Origin of the sequence: Saccharopolyspora taberi (genome assembly GCF_039534165.1) — a bacterium.
GTDB lineage: Bacteria > Actinomycetota > Actinomycetes > Mycobacteriales > Pseudonocardiaceae > Saccharopolyspora_D > Saccharopolyspora_D taberi.
Genome location: NZ_BAAAUX010000019.1, coordinates 205,679 through 229,568 on the forward strand (window position 1 = coordinate 205,679; position 23,890 = coordinate 229,568).

At 69.2% G+C, this 23,890-nt stretch carries 22 protein-coding genes; 13 read left to right on the forward strand and 9 right to left on the reverse strand.

Features of this window, described 5'->3' with window-relative positions:
* The first annotated feature begins 30 nt into the window (after positions 1-30).
* Both ABD691_RS22740 and asnB read left to right on the forward strand, forming a co-directional pair.
* Positions 31-1,263, forward strand: coding sequence for a PucR family transcriptional regulator (locus ABD691_RS22740; protein ID WP_344683504.1), 1,233 nt, complete (start codon positions 31-33; stop codon positions 1,261-1,263).
* Positions 1,264-1,553: 290 nt separating this feature from the next.
* Positions 1,554-3,395: an asparagine synthase (glutamine-hydrolyzing) gene (gene asnB / locus ABD691_RS22745; protein WP_344682884.1), complete on the forward strand. Its 1,842-nt coding sequence runs from the start codon at positions 1,554-1,556 to the stop codon at positions 3,393-3,395.
* An 86-nt stretch (positions 3,396-3,481) separates the two neighbouring features.
* Here asnB and ABD691_RS22750 read toward each other — a convergent pair whose 3' ends face one another.
* Both ABD691_RS22750 and ABD691_RS22755 read right to left on the reverse strand, forming a co-directional pair.
* The gene (locus ABD691_RS22750) at positions 3,482-4,699 is read right to left on the reverse strand and encodes an MFS transporter (protein ID WP_344682886.1); all 1,218 of its coding nucleotides are present in this window, start codon (positions 4,697-4,699) and stop codon (positions 3,482-3,484) included.
* A complete protein-coding gene (locus ABD691_RS22755; protein ID WP_344682888.1) occupies positions 4,696-4,944 on the reverse strand; it encodes a transcriptional regulator in 249 nt (82 codons plus the stop codon). The genes ABD691_RS22750 and ABD691_RS22755 overlap by 4 nt, the downstream gene beginning before the upstream one ends.
* A 305-nt stretch (positions 4,945-5,249) precedes the next feature.
* On the opposite strand from ABD691_RS22755, the gene ABD691_RS22760 reads away from it, so the two are divergent.
* Positions 5,250-6,368 carry a tryptophan 2,3-dioxygenase family protein gene (locus ABD691_RS22760; RefSeq protein WP_344682890.1) on the forward strand — a complete coding sequence of 373 codons (1,119 nt, stop codon included), beginning with the start codon at positions 5,250-5,252 and terminating at the stop codon, positions 6,366-6,368.
* Positions 6,369-6,379: 11 nt separating this feature from the next.
* Here the strand turns inward: ABD691_RS22760 and ABD691_RS22765 are convergent, their stop codons facing one another.
* Positions 6,380-7,306, reverse strand: coding sequence for a LysR family transcriptional regulator (locus ABD691_RS22765; protein ID WP_344682892.1), 927 nt, complete (start codon positions 7,304-7,306; stop codon positions 6,380-6,382).
* 152 nt (positions 7,307-7,458) lie between these two features.
* Here ABD691_RS22765 and ABD691_RS22770 point away from each other — a divergent pair, with 152 nt between their 5' ends.
* Positions 7,459-8,370, forward strand: a complete 912-nt coding sequence (locus ABD691_RS22770; protein WP_344682894.1) for an NADP-dependent oxidoreductase — start codon at positions 7,459-7,461, stop codon at positions 8,368-8,370.
* 143 nt (positions 8,371-8,513) lie between these two features.
* Entirely contained in the window at positions 8,514-9,707 is a 1,194-nt protein-coding gene (locus ABD691_RS22775; protein WP_344682896.1) for an MFS transporter, read from the forward strand.
* A gap of 29 nt (positions 9,708-9,736) precedes the next feature.
* On the opposite strand, the gene ABD691_RS22780 is transcribed toward ABD691_RS22775, so the two are convergent.
* Entirely contained in the window at positions 9,737-10,219 is a 483-nt protein-coding gene (locus tag ABD691_RS22780) for a hypothetical protein (protein ID WP_344682898.1), read from the reverse strand.
* Positions 10,220-10,596: 377 nt separating this feature from the next.
* Here ABD691_RS22780 and ABD691_RS22785 point away from each other — a divergent pair, with 377 nt between their 5' ends.
* Both ABD691_RS22785 and ABD691_RS22790 read left to right on the forward strand, forming a co-directional pair.
* A complete protein-coding gene (locus ABD691_RS22785) occupies positions 10,597-11,688 on the forward strand; it encodes a sensor histidine kinase (protein WP_344682900.1) in 1,092 nt (363 codons plus the stop codon).
* Positions 11,685-12,350, forward strand: a complete 666-nt coding sequence (locus ABD691_RS22790) for a response regulator (protein ID WP_344682902.1) — start codon at positions 11,685-11,687, stop codon at positions 12,348-12,350. Before ABD691_RS22785 ends, ABD691_RS22790 begins: the two co-directional genes overlap by 4 nt.
* A 26-nt stretch (positions 12,351-12,376) precedes the next feature.
* Here ABD691_RS22790 and ABD691_RS22795 read toward each other — a convergent pair whose 3' ends face one another.
* Both ABD691_RS22795 and ABD691_RS22800 read right to left on the reverse strand, forming a co-directional pair.
* Positions 12,377-13,222, reverse strand: a complete 846-nt coding sequence (locus tag ABD691_RS22795) for a hypothetical protein (RefSeq protein ID WP_344682904.1) — start codon at positions 13,220-13,222, stop codon at positions 12,377-12,379.
* Between the two features lie 253 nt (positions 13,223-13,475).
* On the reverse strand, positions 13,476-13,994 hold the full coding sequence (locus ABD691_RS22800; RefSeq protein ID WP_344682905.1) for a pyridoxamine 5'-phosphate oxidase family protein: 519 nt from the start codon (positions 13,992-13,994) through the stop codon (positions 13,476-13,478).
* Between the two features lie 281 nt (positions 13,995-14,275).
* Here ABD691_RS22800 and ABD691_RS22805 point away from each other — a divergent pair, with 281 nt between their 5' ends.
* The gene (locus tag ABD691_RS22805; protein ID WP_425565141.1) at positions 14,276-14,428 is read left to right on the forward strand and encodes a hypothetical protein; all 153 of its coding nucleotides are present in this window, start codon (positions 14,276-14,278) and stop codon (positions 14,426-14,428) included.
* Positions 14,429-14,675: 247 nt separating this feature from the next.
* Here the strand turns inward: ABD691_RS22805 and ABD691_RS22810 are convergent, their stop codons facing one another.
* Positions 14,676-15,749 carry an amidohydrolase family protein gene (locus tag ABD691_RS22810; RefSeq protein ID WP_344682907.1) on the reverse strand — a complete coding sequence of 358 codons (1,074 nt, stop codon included), beginning with the start codon at positions 15,747-15,749 and terminating at the stop codon, positions 14,676-14,678.
* Positions 15,750-16,037: 288 nt separating this feature from the next.
* On the opposite strand from ABD691_RS22810, the gene ABD691_RS22815 reads away from it, so the two are divergent.
* The 3 genes from ABD691_RS22815 (at position 16,038) to ABD691_RS22825 (ending at position 19,284) form a co-directional block, all read left to right on the forward strand.
* Positions 16,038-16,913 carry a class I SAM-dependent methyltransferase gene (locus ABD691_RS22815; RefSeq protein ID WP_344682908.1) on the forward strand — a complete coding sequence of 292 codons (876 nt, stop codon included), beginning with the start codon at positions 16,038-16,040 and terminating at the stop codon, positions 16,911-16,913.
* Positions 16,910-18,220 carry a salicylate synthase gene (locus ABD691_RS22820; protein ID WP_344682909.1) on the forward strand — a complete coding sequence of 437 codons (1,311 nt, stop codon included), beginning with the start codon at positions 16,910-16,912 and terminating at the stop codon, positions 18,218-18,220. The genes ABD691_RS22815 and ABD691_RS22820 overlap by 4 nt, the downstream gene beginning before the upstream one ends.
* Positions 18,221-18,459: 239 nt before the next feature.
* Positions 18,460-19,284 carry an IclR family transcriptional regulator gene (locus ABD691_RS22825; protein WP_344682910.1) on the forward strand — a complete coding sequence of 275 codons (825 nt, stop codon included), beginning with the start codon at positions 18,460-18,462 and terminating at the stop codon, positions 19,282-19,284.
* Between the two features lie 234 nt (positions 19,285-19,518).
* Here ABD691_RS22825 and ABD691_RS22830 read toward each other — a convergent pair whose 3' ends face one another.
* Positions 19,519-20,712, reverse strand: a complete 1,194-nt coding sequence (locus ABD691_RS22830) for an MFS transporter (RefSeq protein ID WP_344682912.1) — start codon at positions 20,710-20,712, stop codon at positions 19,519-19,521.
* A 95-nt stretch (positions 20,713-20,807) separates the two neighbouring features.
* On the opposite strand from ABD691_RS22830, the gene ABD691_RS22835 reads away from it, so the two are divergent.
* Positions 20,808-21,182 (forward strand): ArsR/SmtB family transcription factor, encoded by a 375-nt coding sequence (locus ABD691_RS22835; protein ID WP_344682913.1) that lies wholly within the window; start codon positions 20,808-20,810, stop codon positions 21,180-21,182.
* Positions 21,183-21,377: 195 nt separating this feature from the next.
* On the opposite strand, the gene ABD691_RS22840 is transcribed toward ABD691_RS22835, so the two are convergent.
* Positions 21,378-22,367, reverse strand: a complete 990-nt coding sequence (locus ABD691_RS22840; RefSeq protein ID WP_344682915.1) for an alpha/beta fold hydrolase — start codon at positions 22,365-22,367, stop codon at positions 21,378-21,380.
* Between the two features lie 75 nt (positions 22,368-22,442).
* Here ABD691_RS22840 and ABD691_RS22845 point away from each other — a divergent pair, with 75 nt between their 5' ends.
* Entirely contained in the window at positions 22,443-23,327 is an 885-nt protein-coding gene (locus ABD691_RS22845; RefSeq protein WP_344682917.1) for a LysR family transcriptional regulator, read from the forward strand.
* Positions 23,328-23,890: the final 563 nt, after the last annotated feature.

Below are 23,890 nucleotides of genomic sequence, written 5' to 3' on the forward strand. Positions count from 1 at the left end.
GTGCTCGACTCCGAGATCCGCTTCGTCGAAGTGACCGAGCAGGTCCACCGCCGGATCGTGGCCGAGCAGTACGACGAGGTCAGCTTCGCCCGCACCACCCACGAGATCTTCACCTCGCTCAACATCGCGCGCGCCACCAGCAGCGACATCGTCACGCGCGCATCGCAGATCCTCGACGCGCCGCTCGTGCTGGAGGACCTGAACCGGCACGTGCTGGCCCATTGCGCGGCGGGAACGTCGACCTCGCAGCTGCTGGACCAATGGGCGGACCGCTCACGGCTGCACGATTCCCCCAATGCCGCAACGACTTCCGAGTGGTCGGCAGTACCGGTCGGTGTCGGGACAGAACGATGGGGGCGGCTCGTGCTTCCGGCCGAAGCACCAGACGCACCGCGCGCGAAAATGGTGCTCGAACGCGCGGCGCAATCCCTGCAGCTGCACCGGATGCTCCAGCAAGAACGCGACGCACTCGTCGTCCACGCCCTCGGCGGCCTTCTCCAGGACATGCTCAGCGGCCGGATCAACGACGACACCGAAGCCGTGGTCAGAGCGAAAGCACTCGGCCTGAAGACGGGCAAGCACTACGTCCCGGTCGTCGTCCGGGTCCCCCAGCGACCCGATGCGCATCCGCTGACCCAGGGTGAAATCGACCGCCGCCTGCTCACAGCGCTGCGCCAGGCAGTCGCGGAAGCCGGCCACACCGCGATCGTCTCCATCCGCCGCGAAGGAACCGTGTCAGCGGTGATGTCCTGCGACAACCCCGAAACCGCGCTCCGCGCAGTGTGCACCGGACTCAACGACCGCCTGGCCAAGCGCGACGGAACCGGAGCCTGGGTCGCGGGAACCGCACCGAGCACCAGCACTCTGCTTGCCGCAGCGCGGGAAATCGCCGAAGCCGAACATGTCGCCGACGTCGGCATCACCATGCCCGAACCCAACCGCCTCTACCGCTCGACCGATGTGCGACTCCGCGGCCTCATCGCGCTCCTCCGCGACGACCACCGCGTCCAAGCCTTCGCCGAAACCGAGCTCGGCCGACTGCTCGAACACGACGCAGGCAGCAGCGACGGCCTCCTCGGCCTGCTGCGGACCTACCTGGACTGCGGCGGATCCAAGACCCGCACCGCCCGGATCACCGGCCTGAGCCGCCCCACCCTGTATGCCAGATTGCAAACCATCGAACGCATCCTGGGCACCTCGCTCGACTCGGCCGAATCGCGGACCTCACTGCACGCCGCCCTGATGATCGTCGACGCTCTCTAGGTTGTCCTATTAGGACACATGTAGCGCGTTTCTCGCCGGAACTCCGGCAGAGCCACTGCGGCAATACAGAGAACATTTCAGCCAACCCAGGAAATCGGAAGATAAATGAATACAGAAATCGGAAAACAAATCCGCCATCAGGGTGTGATTGTCGACACACGTCCGGTGATCGACAGCACATTCCCGAAGTGTTGGTTGCCTGCCACTGCCGCCCGTGCTCGACTCCATCCGTTCAATCTGGGGACACCGCAACCGTTCACCGCTATCGAAATTCAGGAAGGGTCTGGCCTGTGTGCGGAATTGCTGGATGGGTAGATTTCGATCGCGATCTCGCTGAGCCGGAACCGCGGAACATCGCCTCAGCGATGACCGACACGATGACCTGCCGCGGCCCTGACGCCTACGGGGTGTGGGCCGAGGGGCACGCCGCTCTGGGGCATCGGCGGTTGGCGGTCATCGACATCGACGGTGGCAGGCAGCCGATGACGGCGGGCGGCGACGACCCCGCGGCGGTGCTGACCTTCTCCGGCGAGGTCTACAACTACCGGGAGCTGCGGTCCGAACTCGCGGCCCGCGGCCACCACTTCCGCACCTCCAGCGACACCGAGGTAGTGCTGCGCTCCTACTTGGAGTGGGGCGAGGACTGCGTGTCGCGGTTGAACGGCATGTTCGCCTTCGCGGTCTGGGACAAGCAGCGGGAAACCCTCGTGCTCGTGCGGGACCGGCTCGGTGTCAAGCCGTTGTTCTACTTCCCGACGCCCCACGGGGTCCTGTTCGGATCCGAGCCCAAGGCGATCCTGGCCCACCCGTCGGTCGAGGCCGAAGTCGACGCCGAGGGCTTTGCCGAGCTGCTGGCCATGGTCAAGACCCCGGAGCACGGGATCTTCCGCGGCATGTACGAGGTCAGGCCGGGTTCGCTGGTGCGCGTCCGGCGCTCCGGGATCGTCAAGCGGCGCTACTGGAGCCTGGAGGCGCGCGAGCACGCCGACGACCTGGACGCGACCGTGGGAACCGTCCGAGACCTGCTCGAAGACACGGTGTCCCGCCAACTCGTCGCCGACGTGCCGCTGTGCACGCTGCTGTCCGGCGGCCTCGACTCGTCGGTGGTCACAGCTTTGGCAGCGCGGGAACTGGCCGAGCGGGGCTCCGAGCCGATCCGGTCGTTCTCCGTCGACTTCGCCGGCTACACCGAGAACTTCACCGCCAGCGCGATGCGGGAGACCCCCGACACGCCGTTCGCCTACGACCTCGCCGCCCACGTCGGCGCGAAGCACGAGAACATCGTCCTGACCACGGACCGGCTGACCGACCCCGAGGTGCGCGACGCGGTGCTGCGGGCGCGGGACATGCCGGGCATGGGCGACATGGACACGTCGCTCTACCTGCTGTTCAGCGCGCTCAGAGAACAGTCCACTGTGGCTCTCTCCGGGGAGTCCGCGGACGAGATCTTCGGTGGCTACCGCTGGTTCTACTACGACGAATGCCTGAACGCGGACACGTTCCCCTGGCTGGCGATCGGCTACCAGTCCCGCAAGACCGAACTGCTCAACGGCGGTCTGCTCGCGACGCTCGACCTGCCCGCCCACCGCGCCGACTCCTATCGCGACGCGCTGACCGAGATGCCGGACGTGCCCGGCGAGGACGCACACGAGCGACGCATGCGCGTCATCGCGTACCTCGCGATCACCCGGTACATGCCCATCCTGCTCGACCGCAAGGACCGCATGAGCATGGCGACCGGCCTGGAGGTGCGCGTGCCGTTCTGCGACCACCGCCTGGTCGACTACGTGTTCAACGCACCGTGGTCGATGAAGCGGCGCTTCGACCGCGAGAAGAGCCTTCTGCGGGATGCGGCGCAGGACCTGCTGCCGCGCTCGATCATCGAGCGCAAGAAGGTGCCCTATCCGGCCACACAGGACAGCACCTACACGGAGACGCTGCGCAAGCAGGTCGCCGACCTGTACGCCGATCACAACGCTCCGGTGCGGGCGCTGCTGGACGAGCAGGCAGTGCGGCAGGTCGTCGACGGTCCGCACGCCGCCAGCAACGACGAGAACGCCCGGGCGGGCCTGGAACTGGTACTGCAGCTGGACAACTGGCTGTCGCGCTACGACATCCGACTTCGGCTGTGAGGTGTCGCTGACCAGCCTGCTCGCCCCCATCGGCAGTCGCCGCTGGGGGCGAGCAGGGCGGCGTGATGCTGCCCGCGCCTGGACTGCTAAGGGCAGCGTGACTCAGCCGGCGTGTGCTGTGCCGTCGGGGTCCGCGGGGTGAGGGCGTCCGGCGTAGCGGCGGGTGCGGACGGAGGTGTCAGCCGGGCGATCAGCACGGCGAGCACCACGCCGCCCGTAGCGGCCAGTGCGGCCCATCCCGGCAGTGAGTCGGACGTGACGCCCCCGGCGAGCAGGGCGCTGCCCACGGCCGCTCCCGCGGCGGAGCCGAGGTACATCGCCGCCATCTGGAAGGCGACGATGGGCATGGCCTGCTCGGTGTGGTCCCGGGTGAGCGCCTGTTGCAGGACCGGCACGCTGATCCAACCGCTCGCGCCCCACACCGCGGTGGCGATCAGCCATGCCGCGGGGTTGTCGACGAGCCAGACGATGAGGAAGGCGGCGAGGAGGCAGGCCGGGACGACCGGCATCAGCCGTCGGGGGCCCAGCGCGTCCAGCGGTCTGCCGATCAGGCCGGAGCCGAGTACGCTGCCGATGCCCCAGGCCCACACGAGCGCGAAACCCCAGCCGTTCAGGCCGCTTTCGTCCGCCATCGGCAGCAGATAGGTGTAGAGACCGAGGCTGACCACCCCCAGGACGAAGGACAGCGCGATGCCCAACGCGACGCGCGGACTCCTGAGCACAGCGCCGTTCCCGGAGCGGCGGGAGGCGGGAAGCTGCGGCAGCGTGCCGGAACGCAGGGCGAGGGCGAGCATGCTCAGCACGCCGATGAGCACGACGAAGCCCATCGTCCCGCGCCACCCCACCTGTTCGCCGATCAGCATGCCCAGCGGCACGCCGGCGACGGTCCCGGTGGACAGGCCGAAGGTCACCATCGCCATCGCGCGCCCGCGTTCGTGGTCCGCCACGAGAGCTCCGGCCGTCGCCGTGGCGACCGCGGTGAGCACACCGGCCCCCGCTCCCGCCACGACGCGGGAGGTCAGGAAGACGCCCAGCGTCGGTGCCAGCGCGGTGGCGAGGTTGCCGAGGTTGAACGCACCGAGCGCGACCAGCAGCGCGGTACGGGTCGATCTGCCGACCAGGACGCGGGACAGGAACGGGCCCGCGGCCTCGTAGGCGGCAGTGAACGCGGTGACGCCCAGCCCGATCGCCCCGGCCGTCGTGGCCAGGGAGCCGGCCATATCCGGCAGGACGCCGGCCAGCACATAGGCGTCGATGCCCAGGGAGACCGCGGCGATGACCAGCGGCCAGACCTTCCCGATCACGCGCCACCCTCCTCGGCCGCTCCCTCGTCCTCGTAACCGGCCAGGACCGTCCGCACCAGGCCGGGGAACCGGGCGTCGAGGTCCTCGGCACGCAGCCGGATCATGCACTTGCGCCCCTCGGCGCGGACGAAGACCACGCCGGATTCGCGCAGCAGGCTCGTGTGGTGGGTGAGCGTCGAGCGCGGCAGGTCGGGGCCGAGCTCCAGGCTGTCGACCTCCCCGCGCTCGGCGAGGATGCGGACCATCGAACGATCAACCCGGGTGGCAGCACGGGTCCGCGGCGCCGGTTCAGAGGTGGGTGCTGCGCGGGCCGCGCTCCTCGTCGGCGGAGTCCTTGTCACGCAGGGCCGCGTGCCACCGGTTCGAACACTCCCCGATCCAGAGACGGACGCCCTGGGGAAGACCCCGCGAGGTCCGGTGGTATTTCCTCGTTTGGCCGGGGGTTTACCCCATCGGTATGGATCTCGACTTCCCGCAACCTTGACGCACTGGCGAGTCATCGCAAGACACGCCTCTCGACCGCAATCTTCCCCGCGAGCATGGGAGTGCCATGGGCATTGGTGAAATCGACGGGTGGTCCGCCGCGCCGCTGGATTCGGCCGGTGACGGCTTCCGGCTGGCCCAACTGGTCACCAAGGAGGTCAGAAAGCACGGCAGGCACCTGCTTGGCGACCAGTTGCTGGAGACGCTCGCCGAAATCCAGCACCGGCGCGGAAACCGTGACCCATTCCTGCACGCATTCCTCGACGCCATCCTTGCCCGGCACCAGGACCGCTTTCGGAACCAGACCTACCTCGCCCTCCCGCTGCTCGACCAAGTTCTGGCCGATCCTCGGTCCGGCCTCGACCCGGAGCGACTGTCCGCGCTGCTCATCGCCGACATCGTGGCGCATGAGAGCCAGCCGTCCAGCGCAGGCCGCACCGATCCGGAGACTCGTCGCAAACGGATCACACACGCCAAACGACTCTTGACCGCCCTTGGCAGCGCGGACATCACCGACCTGCCACTACCACCCCGAACCGCCGCCGGAGCCTGGCTGCCGCTCACCGTCTTGCCCGTGTCCCTGGTGCACGATGAATACTTCTTCATCCGCGCGCTCCAAACGCACGAGCTCGTATTCAGAACGCTCACCGCTGACGTCCAGGCCGCTACCCACGCATTGCGCGCCGGGCAGGTTGACGCCGCGACTGCCGCGCTGCTCCGAGCTGACAAGGTATTCCAGCGGGCCGCCATGTTGTTCCGGATCGTCGCCACCATGCGCGCGGACCAATTCCATGATTTCCGGCAGTTCACCGAAGGCGCCAGCGCCATTCAGTCGGAGTCCTACAAGAGGTTCGAGGTCTGCTGCGGCGAACCGAAGCCGTCGAGGATCAGGTCCGAGGCGTTCACCAACGTACCGGCCGTCCAGGCAGGCGCGCACCGCCAGGACAACGTGGCGCGCGCATTCCTCGATCTGCACCGGCAGGGCCGCATCGACGACTCCGCCGGCACGCGCCTGCGGTTCGCCATCGACCAGCTGGAGGCGAGCCACCAGCGCTGGAAGATCACCCACTACCGGCTCGCCGCCCGGATGCTCGGCAACGCGCACGGATCGGGCTACACCGCCGGCGTTCCCTACCTCGAGCAATGCCTGCGCAACCGGCTCTTCACCACGGCAGCGGGAACCTAGCCGACGTGCTGTTACCGCGGTCGGTCCGATGTGGTCCGGCAGAGCGTCTGCACGAAGGCCCGCACCCGTGCCGTGTCGCCGTCACACCGCCAGATCAGGCCGTACTCGAGGGGTGGCGCGTCGCTGAGCGGCACGAAGGCGATGCCGGGACGGGCGTGGTACCGAGCGGCGCGCAGCGCGACGGGTGACACGCCCAGTCCGGACGCGACCATCGACAGTACCTCCGCCCAGTACACGGCGGAGGCAGCGTGTGTGATCGGCCGTCCCTGCGGCGTTGTCCGCGGATAGATGCTGTCCCGCCAGTACTGGGGACTGTCTCCTGATATGACGATCAGCGGGGTGCGTGCCAGGTCTTCCATGCAGACCGATCCGCACCGGGCGAACGGATGCTGCTCGGGCACCAGGAGGGCACGCGGCTCGGAGAAGATCACCGGCCCGGCGACCAGGTCGGGTTCGTCGACGGGGAACTCCGTGAGCTGCAAGTCCAGCTCGCCCGAGCGCAACGGCCCGAACGTGTCCCTGAGCTGCACCTCTTCGAGTTCGACGGCGCAGTCCGGGTAGGCGCGCCGGAAAAGCTTGGCGGTCTTGAGCACCATGTCGCTCGCCCATTGCGAGGAGAAGCCGACGCGCAGCGTCCCGGTGATGCCCTTGCCGATGGTGACGGCCTGCGCGGTGACCTCCTGGATCTGCCGGTAGGCCGGCGCGAGGCCCTCGTAGAGCCGCCGCCCGGCGGGGGTCAGGGCGACCCGGCGGCTGGTGCGCTCGAACAGCACCACACCGAGGCGGCGTTCGAGCGCCTTGACGGTCTGGCTGACCCGCCCCTGGGCCAGCCCGAGCCGTTCGGTGGCGCGCCGGAAGTGCAGTTCCTCGGCCACGGCCAGGACGGCCTCGATCTCGTGGCGCTCCAACCCCGTTCCGGTTTGATTGGTGAGTCTCACGCATCGATGGTAGAGCAGATCGATCTCGTTCCAGCCCGTTCTTTCTCGCCAGTATGGGGCGGTGGACTGCGGAAGGGACCGCGCAGTCCATTGAGGACACCAATCTGCCTGAACGAACCACCGGCACCGGCTGACCCCGTCGAGGAGAAACGATGAAAGCGATCAGGACCTACGGCCGGGATGCCGGACTCGTGCTGGAGGACGCGCCGTACCCGCATGCCGCCGAGAACGACGTCATCGTGAAGGTGCACGCGGCCGGCTTCACCCCGGGGGAGCTGGACTGGCCGGGCACCTGGACCGACCGCGCCGGCCGCGACCGCACCCCGGTGATCCCCGGGCACGAGGTGTCCGGGGTGGTCGCCGAGCTGGGCTTGGGAACCACCGGACTGACCGTCGGGCAGCGGGTGTTCGGGCTGACCGACTGGACGCGTGACGGAACCCTGGCCGAGTACGTCGCGGTGGAGGCCCGCAACCTGGCGCCGCTGCCCGCCTCGATCGATCACGTTCAGGCAGCCGCGCTCCCCCTCGCAGGGCTCACCGCCTGGCAAGGGCTGTTCGACCACGGGCGCCTGGAGACCGGTCAAACCGTGCTGGTCCACGGAGCGGCGGGAGGTGTCGGGTCGCTGGCGGTGCAACTGGCCCGGGACGCCGGAGCCCACGTGATCGGCACCGGGCGCACCGCCGACCGCGCCACCGCGCGGGAACTCGGAGCCGAGGTCTTCGTCGACCTCGAGACCGAGCGGCTGGAGGACGCCGGACCGGTGCACGTGGTGTTCGACGTCATCGGTGGGGAGATCCTCGACCGTTCGGCGTCGCTGGTGCGGCCCGGCGGCAGCCTGGTCACGATCGCCGCGCCGCCCAAGGTCCGGCCCGCCGATGGCCGCGCCGTGTTCTTCATCGTCGAACCCGACCGCACCCAGCTCATCGACCTGGCTCGCCGGGTGCAGGACGGCCGTCTACGCCCGGTCGTGGGCGCGGTCCGCTCGCTGGCCGAGACCGGGACCGCGTTCACCAGCCGCCGCACCCCTGGCAAAACCATCATCCAGATCATCGACGAACCGTAAGGGCTCAGCTGATGCCGCCCCCACCGGTTGGTGGCGGCCGACGGGGTGCGGAGTGCGGACTCTCACCAGCCCGGCACTACGGCAATCCGCGCTCCGCACCCGCAGCGGATCCCATCCACACCACGCAGAAAGGTAGACACGTCATGGCCATCACGGCCGAGGCCGCGGCCTCACCCGCCCGGACCCAACGCGCTCCACTCGCGCTGGCCGCCCTCGCCCTCGGTGCCTTCGGCATCGGACTCACCGAGTTCGTGATCGTCGGCCTGCTGGGCACCATCGGCAACGACCTGTCGGTCAGCATTCCGACCGCCGGTCTGCTGGTCAGCGGTTACGCCGTCGGTGTCGCGATCGGCGCCCCGATCATGACCGCGGCGGGCACCCGGGTACCCCGCAAGACCATGCTGATGATCCTGATGGGGATCTTCATCGTCGGAAACCTGCTGGCGGCACTGGCCCCCGACTACGGAACCCTGATGGCCGGGCGCATCGTCTCGGCGCTCACCCACGGCGCGTTCTTCGGCATCGGCTCCATCGTGGCGGCCGACCTGGTGGCCCCGGACCGCAAGGCCAGCGCCATCGCGATGATGTTCACCGGGCTCACCGCCGCCAACGTCGCCGGTGTGCCGCTGGGAACCTTCCTCGGGCAGCAGTTCGGCTGGCGCTCCACCTTCTGGGTGGTGAGCGCGATCGGCGTGGTCGCGCTGCTGGCCGTGGCCAGCCTGGTGCCGTCCCAGCCCCGCACCGAGCAGGGTGGTTTGCGCGGCGAGCTGACGGTGTTCCGCCGGCCGCAGGTGTGGCTGGCGCTGCTGGTCACCGCCCTGGGGTTCGGGGCGGTCTTCGCCGCCTTCACCTTCCTGGAGCCGATCATCACCGAGGTGACCGCGCTTCCGGACACCGCCGTGTCGTGGATCCTCGTGGTCTTCGGTCTGGGCTTGTTCCTGGGGAACGTGGTCGGCGGGAAGCTCGCCGACCGGGCCGTCATGCCCACCCTGTGCGGATCGCTGGCCGCCCTGACCGCGGTGCTGCTGGTGTTCACGGCCACCGCCCACGCCGTGGTGCCCGCCATCATCACGGTGTTCGCCTTGGGCGCCTTCGGTTTCGCGATCGTCCCGGCGGTCCAGATGCGAGTGCTCGACAAGGCCGCCGACGGACCGGCGCTGGCTTCGGCGTCCAACATCTCCGGCTTCAACATCGGCATCGCCGCGGCCTCCTGGCTGGGCGGCGAGGCGATCGACGCCGGCCTCGGTCTCACCGCCCCGTCGTGGATCGGCGCGATCATGGCCGCCGCCGCGCTGGCCGTGGCCCTGCTGTCCGCCGCACTCGACCGCCGGCGCTAGAACCGGGGCATGCCGTCGGCGGCACTGAGCTACTGCTCGGAGCGTCGGGTGGGCAGGTTCCAGCGGATGCGGCCACCGGGTTTGTAGATCGAGAGCCACGTGGCGGCACCGATCGTGAGGATGTGGAACACGGCCATGCCAACGAGGTTGACCTGCGCACCGACGAGATCGCCAGTGCGCGGGGTGCCAGGGGGCTGCAGGGCGGTGGCGATCCAGCCGGGTGTGAGGCTGGCGGTGATCGAGATCGTGGCGACGACCAGGACCAGCTTGACCAGCGGCCAGTAGTACTTCGCGATCCCCCACTTGGTGCCGACGGAGAGGATGAGCCCGGTACCCAGGGTGATCAGCGACGCGGGGCGGGCGAGGGAGCCGATGAGCAGCTCGTGGAACTCGTAGCCGGCGCGCAGGATCGCGGCGTCGGACTGGGTCATTGCCGCGACGGTGAGCACGAACGTCACCGCGGCGATCCCGAACCAGCCCACACCGGCGATGACGTGCAGGAGCAACACCACGCGCCGCGCACGTGCGGAGAGCCGGCGTCGGGACCGCTGGACCCTGCCGGTCCGCGCCGTCGCGGGCTCGGTGGCGACTGGGTGTCCGCCACCCGGAGAGGAAGGCTGCCGGGTCTTGTCGGGGGCTCCAGGACGGGGTCGGGTTCGTGCGGACGCGGTCTCGGCTTGGGCGGCGGGCGTCATGTTCACGGTCACGGCTCCTCGGTTCGTCGCGTGCCACAAGTACGTCGAGCAATGATCGGCCGGGCGCGGTTTCCCGGGCATCGTCACCAGCGTTGATTCGCGGGTACGCAGCCCTGCGTACTCCGCGGCGTTTCATGATCGGACGCCTCTATGCTTCGGTGGTGCTGCGGAGATCGACAGGAGGTCGCGGGGGCGTGCCAGGGCTGCGAGTCGTCCTGGTTGCCGTCGGACTGGCCGTCCTCGTAGGCGTCGGCTCGAACTTCGCTGCGTCTGTCGAGGGCTGGGAGCGTTCACCGGACGCGTGGGCCTCGCTGGTGGCGGCGGTGACGGCCGGTGCGCTGGCCTGGTCGCGGGCGGGCTCTGTGGTGATGCTGGCCGTGGTTGCTGCCGGAACGAGCGTCTACCTGGTCGGCGGATACCCGCCAGGGCCGGTCCTGCTCTGCCTGGTGGTCGCGACGTTCCAGGTCGCCCGCGTCCGGCCGGTCCGGGTCTCCCTGCCGGCGTGTGGCGTGGCCGCCGCCGTTGTCGTGGCCGCGCTGCTGGTCAACGTCGCGGACCAGAGCAGCCTCTCGCTGATCGTCGGCCTCGCCTGTGTGAACTGGCTGGTCGCGCCCTGGTCGCTGGGCACGCTGGTCCAGGTCCGGACCGTGGCCGCGGCCCGGCTGCGCACCGAACTGGTCGAACGAGGGGCGCTGGAGGAACGCGTGCGCGTGGCCGGAGAAGTGCACGATGTCGCCGGCCACGGCTTCTCGGTGATCGCGATGCAGGCCGGCGTCGCGCTGCTCGTGCTCGACGACGATCCGGCCCAGGCCCGCAAGTCGCTCCAGGCCATCCGGTCCACCAGCACCGATGCGCTGAGCGACCTCCGCGTCGCGCTCAGCCTGATGCAGGGGGCGGAGACTCCCGGACTCGACGGGCTGCCCCGGCTGGCCGAACGCGTCCGGAGCGCGGGGCTGCCGGTCGACCTGCACGTGGAATCGATGAACGATCTGCCGGCGGACCTCGATGCCGCCGTCTACCGGGTGGTCCAGGAGTCACTGACCAACGTCCTGCGGCACGCGGGCCGGGCCCGGGCGCGGGTCCAGATCTTCCGCGAGAACGGCGACCTGCTCGTCGAGATCGCCGACGACGGCAGCGGGTCGCCGAAGCAGTCCGACGGGCGGGGACTGGCCGGGATGCGCTCCCGGACAGAGGCCCTGGGCGGCACGCTCACCGCGGGGCCGGGCGACGAAGGCGGGTTCCGGGTACGCGCCCGGATCCCCGTTCCGGAAGGAGCGGAGCAATGATCCGGGTGGCGCTGGCCGATGACCAGGCGCTGGTGCGGATGGGCCTGCGGGTGCTCATCGAACGCGAGAACGACCTGGAACTCGTCGGTGAGGCCGAGGACGGGGCGGCCGCGGTCGAGCTGGTCCGGCGGACCACTCCCGACGTCCTCCTCCTCGACGTGAAAATGCCGGGAATGGACGGGCTTCAAGCGCTGCGCTCCATCACCGGCGATCCGGCCCTCGAAGGCACCCGCGTCGTCATCGTGACGACCTTCGAGACCGAGGAGTACGTCTTCACCGCCCTCCAGGCAGGCGCCAGCGGATTCGTCCTCAAGGACGCCGACCCCGTGGAGCTGGTTCAGGCCATCCGGGTGGCCGCGGCCGGTGAAGCACTCCTGTCCCCGTCGGTCACCCGCCGCGTTGTCACGCACTTCGCCCGCCACATCGCGGGCGGCACCACCACGCCCTCGGCTCTGGACGAGCTGACCGACCGCGAACGAGAGATCGTCGCCTGGGTGGCGACCGGACGCTCGAACGACGAGATCGCCCAAGAACTCTTCCTGAGCCCCGCGACCGTCCGCACCCACGTCGGCCGCGCCACCATGAAGCTCGGCGCCCGGGACCGCGCCCAACTCGTCGTTTTCGCCGTGCGTGCGGGCCTGACCCTCCCCGGCGACCCGTGAGTGCCTAGGGATGACGTGCCGGGCAGCTACGGCCGGACCGGTGCGGCTTCCGCTCCCCGGCGCCTGCCGATGACGAGGATCGCCAGCGCCGGGATGACCACGGCAGCGGCGCTGACCGCGGCCGCGGTGGCCGGTGTCAGGACGGTGGCGTCGATGGCGGAAGCGATCACGACGAGGACCGAGGTGGCCGCGTAGGTTCCGGTGGCGATGCGGATCAGGCGCAGCCGTGCCGCCTCCGGACGCGACGAGCGGCCCAGCAGCCAGGCCAGCGCGGGCAGCAGCAGGATGGCGTGCATGGTCACCGCATGCGCCGGCCGCAGGAAACCGGCCAGCTCGTACGCCGCTTGCTGATGGCCCGAGCCCTCCAGCGTGAGGCCGCGGGCGATCATGACCGCGCCGAGGGCCATGGACGCCACCAACGCCACCAGCCCGGCCCGCACGGCCAGCCGCATGCTGGCCGGAACCGCCGAGCCGGAACCGGTGCGGAACGCGGCGATGGTCAGCGCGACCACCACGACGATCAGCGCGACCCCGCCTGCGGCGAGGGACCGGGCCACGATGCTGTCGAACGTGGTCTCCAGGTTGAAGTGGGATGGAACGCCTCGCCACGCCTGCATCGAGGTCAGGCCCACCTCCAGCACCGAGGCCGCGGCGAAGATCCCGAGCAGCAGGCTCCGGGCCCGGTCGCCCAGTCGCACGAACCCGGAGATCCAGGTGAGGGTGAGCACGCTGGCGCCGAAGGACAGGCCGAAGGTGATCGGCTTCCGCCAGGAGACCGGACCGTCCCACGCCCCGCCGTCGATGGCGAAGACGACCAGATGAAGTCCGGCGACGGCGAGCAGCAGCAGGCCGATCAGGTAGTGGATACGCATGGAAGTCCTTCGTCAGCTGAACGGGACGCCGATGGATGAGCGACAGCCGCACGCGGGAACCCGGGACTCGTGACGGCCGTGAGGTCGCCGTAGCGCTTGGTCAGCACCGTGTTTCGGCGGACTGCTCTATCGTCGGTGGACACGCCCGTCGCGTCGTCGACCGTCGTGCGTATCTGCCGCTACGTCGTGGTGCGTACGCGCGCTCTTCATCCAGCCCGGCGCCTCGGGTCAGCTTCTGACGGACTTGCAGCGGTTACCCGGCGGTGAGCTTCGCGATGTCGGGGGCGTAAACGGTCATCCAGTGCGGGTGCAGCCGGTAGAAGACCACGTCGTTGTCCCAGTCGAAAGCATCATCGCCGTAGAAGTCCTTGAAGTACGCGAGCAGGTCCGGCCAGTCCGAAGCCGGCTCGCCGTCCTCGGGGTTGAGGACCTCCACCGTGCCGTGCGTGAACACCCCCAGGTCCTCGCCGCGCATGTGCGCGACGCTGGCGGCGGGGCGGGCAGCGAGGTGGCGAGCCTTGGCCGCGCTGCGCGCCGTGCCGAAGTACCACCTGCCGTGCAGGAAATGCCCGTCCGCACCGCTGATCCGCGGCTCCCCCTTCGCCGTCACGGTGGACAGGGCGAGCGTGCACATGCCGGTCAGGACCTGGGTGAGCTGAACGGCGGTCAGGGTGCGCTCGGTGACGATCGAGCGGAGGTGCGTGGTGGAGCGGGACAGGGAAGCGTCGAGCAGCGCTTGAAGCTCGTTGAGCTCTTCGGAGGTTTCACGCATAGGGCCACAGTAGCCAAGACGGACCGTCCACAATGCCGAACCTGATCAAGACGCTCAGCCTGGACTTCGACCGCGATGGGCTGGGGATTTCCCCCGGGCCTCCTCGTTCCTGATCGCCCCGTGCGACCGCCGAGAACCCCTGCGAGGACTGCGCACCGCCGAGGAATTCGCCGCCACGCTCCGAGCGCACCTCGACGCCGCGAAGCGCACACGGCAGTAGCCGTCGCGCCGGACGATCGCAACGCTGACCCGACGCCCGCGCGAAACCGAGGCGTGCCCTGGTGATCCCTGCCCTCATCCAGCAAAGGGCGTGTGACGCGATCCCGTACTCCATCTCGTTCTCGATCACCGCCGGCCTGGATCCCAGCGTCGGGTTGTTCGTCTCGTTCACGATGGCCGTGGTCATCGCGATCGTCGCGGACGCCCCACGATGATCTCCGCCGCCATTGGCGCCATCGCCCTCGTGGTGGCGTCGCTGGCCCGGGAACACGGCATGGGCTACCTGATCGGGCCCCGGGCTCCAGCACCCCAGTGACGTCCCTGCTCTGGAACGCCGACGCTCGCGGTGGGAAACTGCCAGCCCGATACTGCAGACCGGCAGGAGCACACCCCCGCAGAAAGCAGAATCGGAACATCCGCCCGTCGGCACGAGCGGACGATCGGCAAGAGGTCAGATCCTGGTTAGGTCTGGGCGGGTCGGCGGTCGGTGGGGATTCCGTTGCGCCAGATCGTGTGGATGTCGCGCAGGGCCTGGATGTTCTCGGTGGCGTCGCCGTTGACCAGCACCAGATCGGCCCGGTGGCCGGGGGCGAGCAGCCCTCTGCCTTCGAGACCGAACCGCCGCGCCGGGATGCCAGTAGCCGAACGCAACGCGTCGACCGGACTCAGTCTCGCGTCGACGAGCAAGCCGAGTTCGGAGAGCAGGCTGACACCGCGTGCGGTTCCCGGGTTCGCGGCGTCGGTTCCGACCAGCACCGGAACACCCTTGGCATGCAGTGCACGAACGTTCTCCCGCGCGACATCGAACAGTCCCGGCTTGCACTTGGCACGCAAGTTCAGCCCATCCCGCTGCTCCTGAGACAAATACGGCGCCAGCAGCGGGTCTCCCAGCAGCTGATCCGCTTCTCCCGCGCAGCTCAACGCGTTGAACACGGTCAACGTCGCGATGACGAAGGCGCCGCGACGTCGCGCGAGATCGACGACGTCGTCGGGCATCGGATCCGCGGGCACATGCGCGAGTCCATCGGCACCCGCTTCCAGCGCAACACGGGCATCGCGCTGCCGAACCACGTGCACGACGCAACGGGCACCGAACTCGTGTGCTGCTTCGATCGCGTACTCCACCTGCCTGTCGCTGAGCGTGGGATAGTGCCCGCCCCACAGGCTGCCGTCATCCTTGATGACTTTGATGTAATCAGAGCCTTCGGCCAAGCGCTCACGGACGAATCGCGCAACGTCCTCACGATCCGCGTCAGGAGAGACAGTGGGGATCGGGCCGTATTCCGTGCCGTGCCCGCCAGGAACGGTGACCAGTGTCCCTGCGGTCCACACATCGGAGAACCGGGTGGGTGCCGCGGATTCGCGCTGTTGCCGGTACGGCCCGAGATGCTCCAGGAACGTGAACATGTCCAACTCGGTGGTGACGCCGAAGCGAACCGGATCTGCGCGAAGTCCGAACGCGTGCACGTGGGCGTCGATCAGCCCAGGCAGCAACGTTTTCCCACGCCCGTCGACGATGTCGATGCCGGAAGGCATCGGGCCGCCGACCGCGAGGATGTGGGGTCCGCCTACTGATTCGCGCCGATCCCGAGGCACTCATGGCGCCACACCCCCAGTGACTCACGTGCGATCCACACCAGGAAACCAGCAAGGTCAACCCCGCGCATTTGCCCCCCGACGATGCCACCGTGCTCTAGGACAGGCGCACGGACGACCTCGTGACGGAGCGCCTGACCCAGCAAAAAGATCGCAGGCCAGTTCGTGTTCCGCGTAACGGGACACGAACTGGCGCCAGTCGGATCCCCGTTCCTACGGTCGGACCACGTGAACAAGACCGGCAGCACAAGGAAGCGGGGACCCATGCGCAGTCCTCCGAACACCCCAAGGAATCCCTCCGAAGATTCCCCCTACGTGCTGGGAAACGACGCAGAGCAGGCCACGTACCGGTTCGCGGCCCTGGAAGGCTGCTATGACGGTGTTTCGCGGCAACGACTGGCCGAGACCGGCCTCGGCTCCGGATGGCGCTGCTGGGAGGTCGGCGCCGGAGGCGGGGCGTTGGCCGGCTGGTTGTCCGACCAGGTCGCGGCCACCGGCCAGGTCGTCGCCACCGATGTCGCCCCGAGCCACCTTGGGTGGCTGCGCGAGCGTGCGAACGTGCAGGTGATGACGCACGACGTGGTCCGCGAAGATCCTCCGGAGAAGGACTTCGATCTGATCCACGCCCGGTTGGTGCTGTTGCATCTGCCGCAGCGGGAGGCGGTGGTGCCCCGGTTGGCCGCTGCGCTGGCTCCGGGCGGTTGGCTGGTGGTGGAGGAGTTCGACTGCGCCTGGACCCCGGTGATGTCCGCGCCCAGCCGGGAGGCGTCGGCGTTGTTCGAGCGGATACAGGCAGCCTTCCTGCGGGTGCTGCGCCAGGCGGGTGCGGATCCGTTGTGGGGGCGCAAAATCTACTCCGCACTGCTCCGGAGCGGACTCGAGGAGGTCTCGTCCACCACCTTCGCCCAGGCGTGGCACGGCGGCGGGAGCGGCGTCGAACTGCATCGCGCCAACACCCGACAGCTCCACTCCGAACTCGCAGCGACCGGCATACGAAACGAGGAACTGCGGGACTACTGGAACCTGCTCGATGATCCGAATTTCGCCGTCAACTCCTACCCGATGATCAGCGCCCGTGGGCGACGACCACGGACACCGCCATGATCGAACCGGCACCCACCAGCACCGCTGCCGCGGCCGGTGCCGTGGCGCTCATCCAGGAAGGGCTCTTCGACACATACATGCTCTACGAGCGTGCGGGAACGTGGACCGTCGCCGGAGGAGATCACGCCACCGTCACTCTGGACGCCGAGCACGTCCGCGTGCGCCACGAGGGCAGCGACCGCCGCTGGAGGTGGCGCTCCCAACCCCTGGTCCGCCTGGGCGAGGCGCTGGCCGCCGTGCCGATGCCCACCGGCACCGCCTACGGCTGGCTGGCGTTCGAGATCGCCCAACTCCTGGCAGGCCGACCCGACCTGGCCGGGACCGCCGACCTCGCACACGTGGTCGTGCCCCGTGCCGAAGCGCGGATCAGTCACAACGGAGCGACGATCACCTGCCCGGACCCGGACCTACGGGACCGCATCCACGACGTGCTGACCACCGCTGCGCCAGCGCCGCGCGCCTCGACCGCCAAAGTGGACATCGAGCAGGACAGCACTTCATACCAGGCAGCGGTGGCCGACGCCGTGCGGACCATCCAGCGCGGTTTCTTCCGGAAAGTCATTCTGTCCCGGCAGGTCCCAGTGGACGCAGGGATCGACTTCCCGCGGACCTACCTGCGTGGCCGGGCGGCCAACACCCCGGCCCGATCGTTCCTGCTCGACCTCGGAGGACGCCGCGCGACCGGATTCTGCCCCGAAACGATCCTGGAAACCGGCGCCGACGGCCTGGTCTCCACCCAACCCCTGGCCGGAACCCGGTCCCTCGGCAACGGTGCGGTCGACGACCACCGCTTGCGCGCCGAACTCCTCGCCGATCCGAAGGAAGTTTACGAGCACGCCGTGTCCGTCAAGCTGGCCTACGACGAGCTGTCCCGCGTGTGTGTCCCGGAGACCGTGGTGGTCAACGACCTGATGTCGGTCAAGCCGCGCGGCGGCGTGCAGCATCTCGGATCACGAGTGCGCGGCTACCTGGATGCCGGCCGCACCGCCTGGGAGGCGTTGGAGGCCGTCTATCCGGCAGTCACCGCCTCCGGCATCCCCAAGTCCGCGGCCTGCGAATACATTGCGCGCACCGAATCCCGTCCGCGGGGCCTGTATTCGGGAGCGGTGGTGATGGCCACTCAGGATGGCGCGCTGGACGCCGGACTGGTGCTGCGCAGCCTGTTCGAGGAGAAGGGCCGCCGGTGGCTGCAGGCGGGCGCGGGCATCACCGCCGCGTCCCGGCCGGAACGCGAGTACGAGGAGACCTGCGAAAAGCTGCGCAGCATCGCGCCGTACCTGGTGGAAAACCGCAGACCGGTCCTGTGAACGCGGGATGACCGTCGTGGCAGCGCGGGAAATGTCCGCCGGGTCTCCTCCCCCGCCCAACCGCCCACGATCCTGTCTCCTCGCAACTACCCGCGACTGCGCGTTTCGGCTGGTCAGCACACGCATTCGAACGTAACGCGGCCGCCGGGGCGCGTACACTCCGTCCCAGCGCATCCGGCCGGAACAGCATCACCGATTTCGCAGTTTCCCGCCGATCCGGAGCTGAAAGGATCCGTCCGATGGTCCACGAACACGAAACCGCGAAGGGACCGGATCTTCAGCCTGCCAACCGGAATCGGACGATAGGCCGGGTTGTCGCGATCCTCAAAGCCGTCCGGGAAAGCGGCGGACCGGCCACGCTTTCCGGTCTTTGCCGGGCGACCGGCCTGCCCAAGAGCACCGTCCACCGGCTGTTGGCCGAGCTCCACGCCCACGGAGCGGTACGCAGGGACGGTGACCAGTACCTGCTGGGGCCGGTGATGCTGAGCATGCTCTCCAGCCGCGATCACCGCGAGATCAAGTTGTTGCGGCGGGCGATCAAGCCCGTGCTGGCCGAGTTGTACGAGGAGACTCACCATCTCGTCGGCCTCGGAATACCGGGCGAAGTGACGGTCGAATTCGTCGACACGGTCTACGGCCGCCAATACGGACACGTGATCAATCGGATCGAGGAAGCGTCATTCCTGCACACCAGCGCCGCCGGCAAGATCTTCCTCGCCTATGATTCCGACCTGACCTCGAGCTTCGGGGTGCGGGCGGGATGGCATTCGGCCGGACTCGGCCATCACCTGCTGCCACCCGATTTGCAGGCCGAACTCGTGGAAATCCGGCGGCGCGGTGTGTCGACGAGCATGGGCGGCCCGAGCCCGGGCATCACCGCGGTCGCGGCCCCGATCTTCACGCGCAGCCAACGCCCGGTCGCGGCACTGAGCGTCGGAGCTCACCACAAGAAGTTCGACATGCCACGAACGCAAAGCCTACTGCGCCACGCCGCGATCCGGGCCCGCGTGGCCCTGACCCAGTACTCGGCGCTCAACCAGAGCCAACCCGGCGGACACCGGTGACGCGTGCACGACCGGTTTGGCTCACGGGCAACCCGAAACTCGTTGTCACGCGGCGGGGTTGAGCACGAGGTAGCCGTCGATGCGGCAGATGGTGTCGGCGTCCGGGTCGCGCATGCCGCCGCGGACGGCTCCCTCGATGTGGCGAGCGTAGCCGCGGTCGGTTTCGGTGGAAGCCCACTGGATGCGTCCTTCAGCGGCGCCGTGTCAGTGCATGACCCGGCGGTGACGGTGTGCTCATGGCGTGCGTTCGTGGTGCCAGACGAGCCCGCCGGCCGCAAGCGATGCGACAGCAAGAACGGCAGCGAAGATGGTCGATCCGGTAGTGAATCCGAGGGCGTCGCTGAGGTAGCCGGTGCCCACGGGCAGCAGGGCGGCGGGGATGTAGCCGCCGAAGTTGAGCAGCGCATTGGCCTCGGCGCGCCGTCGTTCGGGTACGTGTGCGCTGATCATGGTGAGCCCGCCGAGCTGGCCCAGGCCCTGTGCGGCTCCGGCGAGTACGGCGGTGACGACGATCGCTGGGACCCAACGCGCGTACACGGCGACGAGCAGTGCGGCCATGCAGGCGAGTGCCGTGACCGTGCCGGTGAGCAGGATGGCGCGGACACCGAGCCGCCTTGCGGCGAACTGGACGGTAGTGGCGGCGCCGAACATGACGAACGCGGTCGCCCCGGCGAGTAGTCGGTTGCTGGTGCCAAGCACGCCAGCGAGCAGCGCCGGGCCGAGCGAGAGCATGAACGAGGTCGAGGTGATGCCCGGGGCGAAGACAGCAATGCCCAGAGCGAGGTGCTTGCGGTGAGCGCGGGGAATCGCGGGTACGCGCACCCAGCCGCCTGTGCCAGGTCCAGCCGGGCGCTGGAGCGGGAGGCGACCGACCACGATGGCGGCGCTGAGCAGCAGTGCCGCAGACAGCACGAAGATCGTCACTGTGGGCCCGGGCAGGGTTTCCGACAGCGTTCCGGCGAGTAGCGGCCCGAGGCCGGCGCCGAAGACCATGGCGGTGGAGGCGGCGAGCGTGGCGGTGCGGGCACGTTCGGGTCCACCGACGTCGACGACGGCTGCCATGCCCGCGGACACGGTGATGCCGACCGCGATCCCGGCCAGCAGCCGGGCGATCGCCAGTGCGAGCACCGAGGTGGCGGTCGCGAACAGCGCACAGGCGACCAGCGCGAGCAGCACACCGGGCAGGACAACGGGTTTGCGGCCGAGCCGGTCGGAGGCGCGGCCCGCCACCAGCAGCGCGGCCAGCAGCCCGGCGATGTAGGCGGCGAAGATCACCGTGAGGGTGCCGGCGGAGAAGCCCAGCCGGTGCTGCCACAGCACATACAGCGGAGTGGGCGCGTTCGACAGCACAAACACCGCGGTGACCGGCCACGCTGCGAGCCAGGGGTTGCCTGCGCGGGGTGGCGCGGCGTCGGTGACGGCGACCATCGGTCCTCCAGTACGAATTAAGTCGAACTAATACGAGTCAACTCGAACATAGCAGCAGTTCGACTCAAGTCGTACTGGAGTGGTTGAATGTGGGCATGAGCACGTCAACGGCGCCCGCCCCGGATGTACCGCCCGCCGAACTGCCGCCGCCGCTGCCCGAGCCTGCACGTGAGGAGCTGCGGCTGGAGGTCGTGCTGGGTGCGCTGAGCGATCCCCTGCGGCTGACGATCGTCCGCAAGCTGCTGCTGGAGCGCGAGTCCTACGACCATCCGTGTGGCTGGTTCGGGCTGGACCGACCGAAGTCGTCGCTGACCCACCACTTCAAGGCGTTGCGGGACGCCGGCATCCTGCGGCAACGACAGTACGGACTGGAACGGCGCAGCCGCGTGCGTACCGAGGACCTCGACGCGCGCTTCCCCGGCCTGCTGGACCTCGTCGCAGCTTGGAAACCCGTATCCGACCGGGGCTGACCCCCTGTGAGGGCGCGGAAGGACGGCTGCGGCCGTTCGCCGTGATCTACGCTGAGCCGTGACAGCTCAGCAGCCTGTGCCGAGGCCATCCGCCAGGACACCCGAAAGCGGTGCAGGCCCCTGGTTTTCGCCGCGAGCGGCGACAGGCGACGAGTCCCTTCGGGTGGTCACCGAACACCCGAAGGGACATCGGTGTCACCGCAGCCAGTCGGTGACCTCCTGGAGGAACTCGGCCCTGCCCTTCTCCGGGCGGTCCAAGTGCACGTAGTGCGTGGCGCCTGCCAGCGTCACCGCACGCACCTCCTTCGCCGCGGTCAGGTCCGCCGCCAGCGTCGTCAGGTCGGCCGGCCGGGACCAGAAGTCGTACTCACCGCGCAACACCAGCGTCCGCGCCCGGATCCGTTGCGCGTCCCACAGTTGAGTACCGTTCGCCAGTTGGTGGCTGTCGACCATGGCGCCGGTCGGCGCGCGGAAACTCGGCGGGTCGCGGTCCTCGGACGTCGGGTCGCTCGCCAGCGCTTCATCCACATAGGACTGTGCGACGCGCGGGTCGCGCCACTCGGTCTTGTCCGGCACCGGGATACTCGAATCCCACGCGGGCAGCAGCTGGGCCGCCGTGCTCAACCGGTACGCCTCGGTCGGCGGCGGCGCGTCGAACATCGGGTGGCCCGCGGTCGCGCCGTACAGACTGCTGTGCACCACGAGGTTCGCCACCCGGTGCGGGTGCTCACTCGCGTACCACGCCGCCCAGTGCCCACCGGTCGCCCAGCCGACCAGGTCCACCTGTCCGGCACGCAGCCACCGCACCACGGCGTCGATGTCCTTGACGACCTGCTCACCGGTCACCAGGGGCGGGTTCGCCTCGGGCGGCCCGGTCATGGCCGGCGGACGGGTCGAGCCGCCGTACCCGGTGGCGTCCAGGACGAACACGCGGTGCCCGTCACGTGCGAGGTCCTCGGCGAGTGAGCCGCCCTGCACCGGCAGGTCGAACGACGCGACACCTGGCACCCGCGCGCCGTGCAGAAGGACCACCGGCCGCGCCCGCTTTGCCGATTCGAGCCGCACCTCCCGGACCTGGAGGGTGCCCGCGCCGCCCGGTATGTCCCAGTCGGAGCGCACGAGATGATCCAGCTCCCCCGCGGGCAGGAAAGTGGTCAACAACGCTATGACAAGACTCGCGAACATGCCGTCAGGCTGTCACCGCCACGCCAAGATCCGACTATTCTGTGCACAATCCACTCTCATTAATTCGGTGTCAATATGGATCTCAAGCACCTGCGCGCCGCCGTCGCGGTCGCCGACCACCTCCACTTCGGACGCGCCGCCGCCGCGCTCGGCGTGGCCCAGCCACCGCTCTCCCAGCAGATCAAGGCACTCGAGACCGAGCTGGGTGTGCCGCTGTTCCAGCGGACGACCCGCGAGGTGGCGCTGACCGCGGCCGGCGAGGCGTTCGTCGCCGCCGCCAGGGCGGCGCTGTCCATGGTGGACAGCGCGGCCAGACGGGCGCGGGCGACCGGCCGGGGGGAGGCCGGCGAGCTGGTGATCGGCATGGTCGGATCCGCGGTCCAGCACCCGCTGCCGACGATCGTCCGCGCGTTCCGTGCGCGCTACCCGGACGTGACGCTGACCTTCCACGTACTTCCCACTGTCACGCAGGTCGAGCGACTCCGCGTGGCCGCGCTGGACCTCGGGCTGCTGCGCCCACCACTTCCCGGTCCCGGCGACGACCTGGAGCTGGTGCCCGTGTCACGGGAACCGCTCGTCGCGGTCCTGCCGAACGACCACCAGCTCGCCGGCCGTCGCCGGATCGCGGTGAGCACCCTCGCCAAGGAGCCGTTCGTGCTGTTCCCCCGGGCACTCGGCCCCGGCCTGCACGACGAGATCACCGCACTGTGCAGACGCGGCGGATTCACCCCGGACATCACCCAGGAAGCGGTGCAACTGGCCACGATCGTGGGCCTGGTCGCCGCCGGCTGCGGGGTCAGCATCCTGCCCGGCTCGGCGGCACAACCACGCCCCGAAGTGGTTTTCGTGCCGGTCAGCCCGCTGGTCCGGCTGGTCGACCTCGCGATCGCGCTACCGAAGGCCAACCGCTCCGTGGCGGCGGCCAACTTCACCGCACTGGCAAGGGACCTGACGCGCTGACGACGGGCGGAGACAGTCCGGATATCAAGGGCTGCTAAGCGAGCTTTCCAACCACGCCCCGATAGGACTGTCATTCCCAGGCGGCACGAGCGCGGTCCCCACAGCAGCCCAACGTCAAGCGCAACCGGAACCAGACATGTCCGAACATATCGGGCAGTCCGTCGCACGACCCCGTTTCGCGCCCCGCAGGAACGGATCCTCCCAAAAATCGGAGACGGGCCCGCGCGGGCGATCACCACAAGATCCACCCCAGAACACCAAACAGCCCGCTGACCTGCGCTTACGAGCATCGTCAACGGGCTGTTGCGACCGTCGGGACGGCGGGATTCGAACCCACGCAGCCGCGTCAAAGACAGCTTGCAAACCGCCACCCTGTGAGGGTTCACGTCCCCGGGGGACACGACCAATTCGCCCACGCTCTCTACCAGGACACCCGCCTCGTCCTTGACCACTCCCCCGCCACTTCCGCCTCGCTCACCCAGATTTCCGGTAGGGCGACGCACCGCGGTGGTGGTCCACTAGATCGCGCCACTGCGTCCGATGACCTGGCCGTAGCGGCGCGG

Excerpts from the sequence above, each read along its gene's own strand:
- ABD691_RS22800 (WP_344682905.1), bottom strand. The coding sequence starts at position 13,994 with ATGCGTGAAACCTCCGAAGAGCTCAACGAGCTTCAAGCGCTGCTCGAC.
- ABD691_RS22820 (WP_344682909.1), top strand. The coding sequence starts at position 16,910 with ATGATCGAACCGGCACCCACCAGCACCGCTGCCGCGGCCGGTGCCGTG.
- ABD691_RS22835 (WP_344682913.1), top strand. The coding sequence starts at position 20,808 with ATGAGCACGTCAACGGCGCCCGCCCCGGATGTACCGCCCGCCGAACTG.
- ABD691_RS22810 (WP_344682907.1), bottom strand. The coding sequence starts at position 15,749 with ATGCCTTCCGGCATCGACATCGTCGACGGGCGTGGGAAAACGTTGCTG.
- ABD691_RS22775 (WP_344682896.1), top strand. The coding sequence starts at position 8,514 with ATGGCCATCACGGCCGAGGCCGCGGCCTCACCCGCCCGGACCCAACGC.
- ABD691_RS22830 (WP_344682912.1), bottom strand. The coding sequence starts at position 20,712 with ATGGTCGCCGTCACCGACGCCGCGCCACCCCGCGCAGGCAACCCCTGG.
- ABD691_RS22825 (WP_344682910.1), top strand. The coding sequence starts at position 18,460 with ATGGTCCACGAACACGAAACCGCGAAGGGACCGGATCTTCAGCCTGCC.
- ABD691_RS22845 (WP_344682917.1), top strand. The coding sequence starts at position 22,443 with ATGGATCTCAAGCACCTGCGCGCCGCCGTCGCGGTCGCCGACCACCTC.
- ABD691_RS22770 (WP_344682894.1), top strand. The coding sequence starts at position 7,459 with ATGAAAGCGATCAGGACCTACGGCCGGGATGCCGGACTCGTGCTGGAG.
- ABD691_RS22795 (WP_344682904.1), bottom strand. The coding sequence starts at position 13,222 with ATGCGTATCCACTACCTGATCGGCCTGCTGCTGCTCGCCGTCGCCGGA.
- ABD691_RS22760 (WP_344682890.1), top strand. The coding sequence starts at position 5,250 with ATGGGCATTGGTGAAATCGACGGGTGGTCCGCCGCGCCGCTGGATTCG.
- ABD691_RS22755 (WP_344682888.1), bottom strand. The coding sequence starts at position 4,944 with ATGGTCCGCATCCTCGCCGAGCGCGGGGAGGTCGACAGCCTGGAGCTC.
- ABD691_RS22840 (WP_344682915.1), bottom strand. The coding sequence starts at position 22,367 with ATGTTCGCGAGTCTTGTCATAGCGTTGTTGACCACTTTCCTGCCCGCG.
- ABD691_RS22790 (WP_344682902.1), top strand. The coding sequence starts at position 11,685 with ATGATCCGGGTGGCGCTGGCCGATGACCAGGCGCTGGTGCGGATGGGC.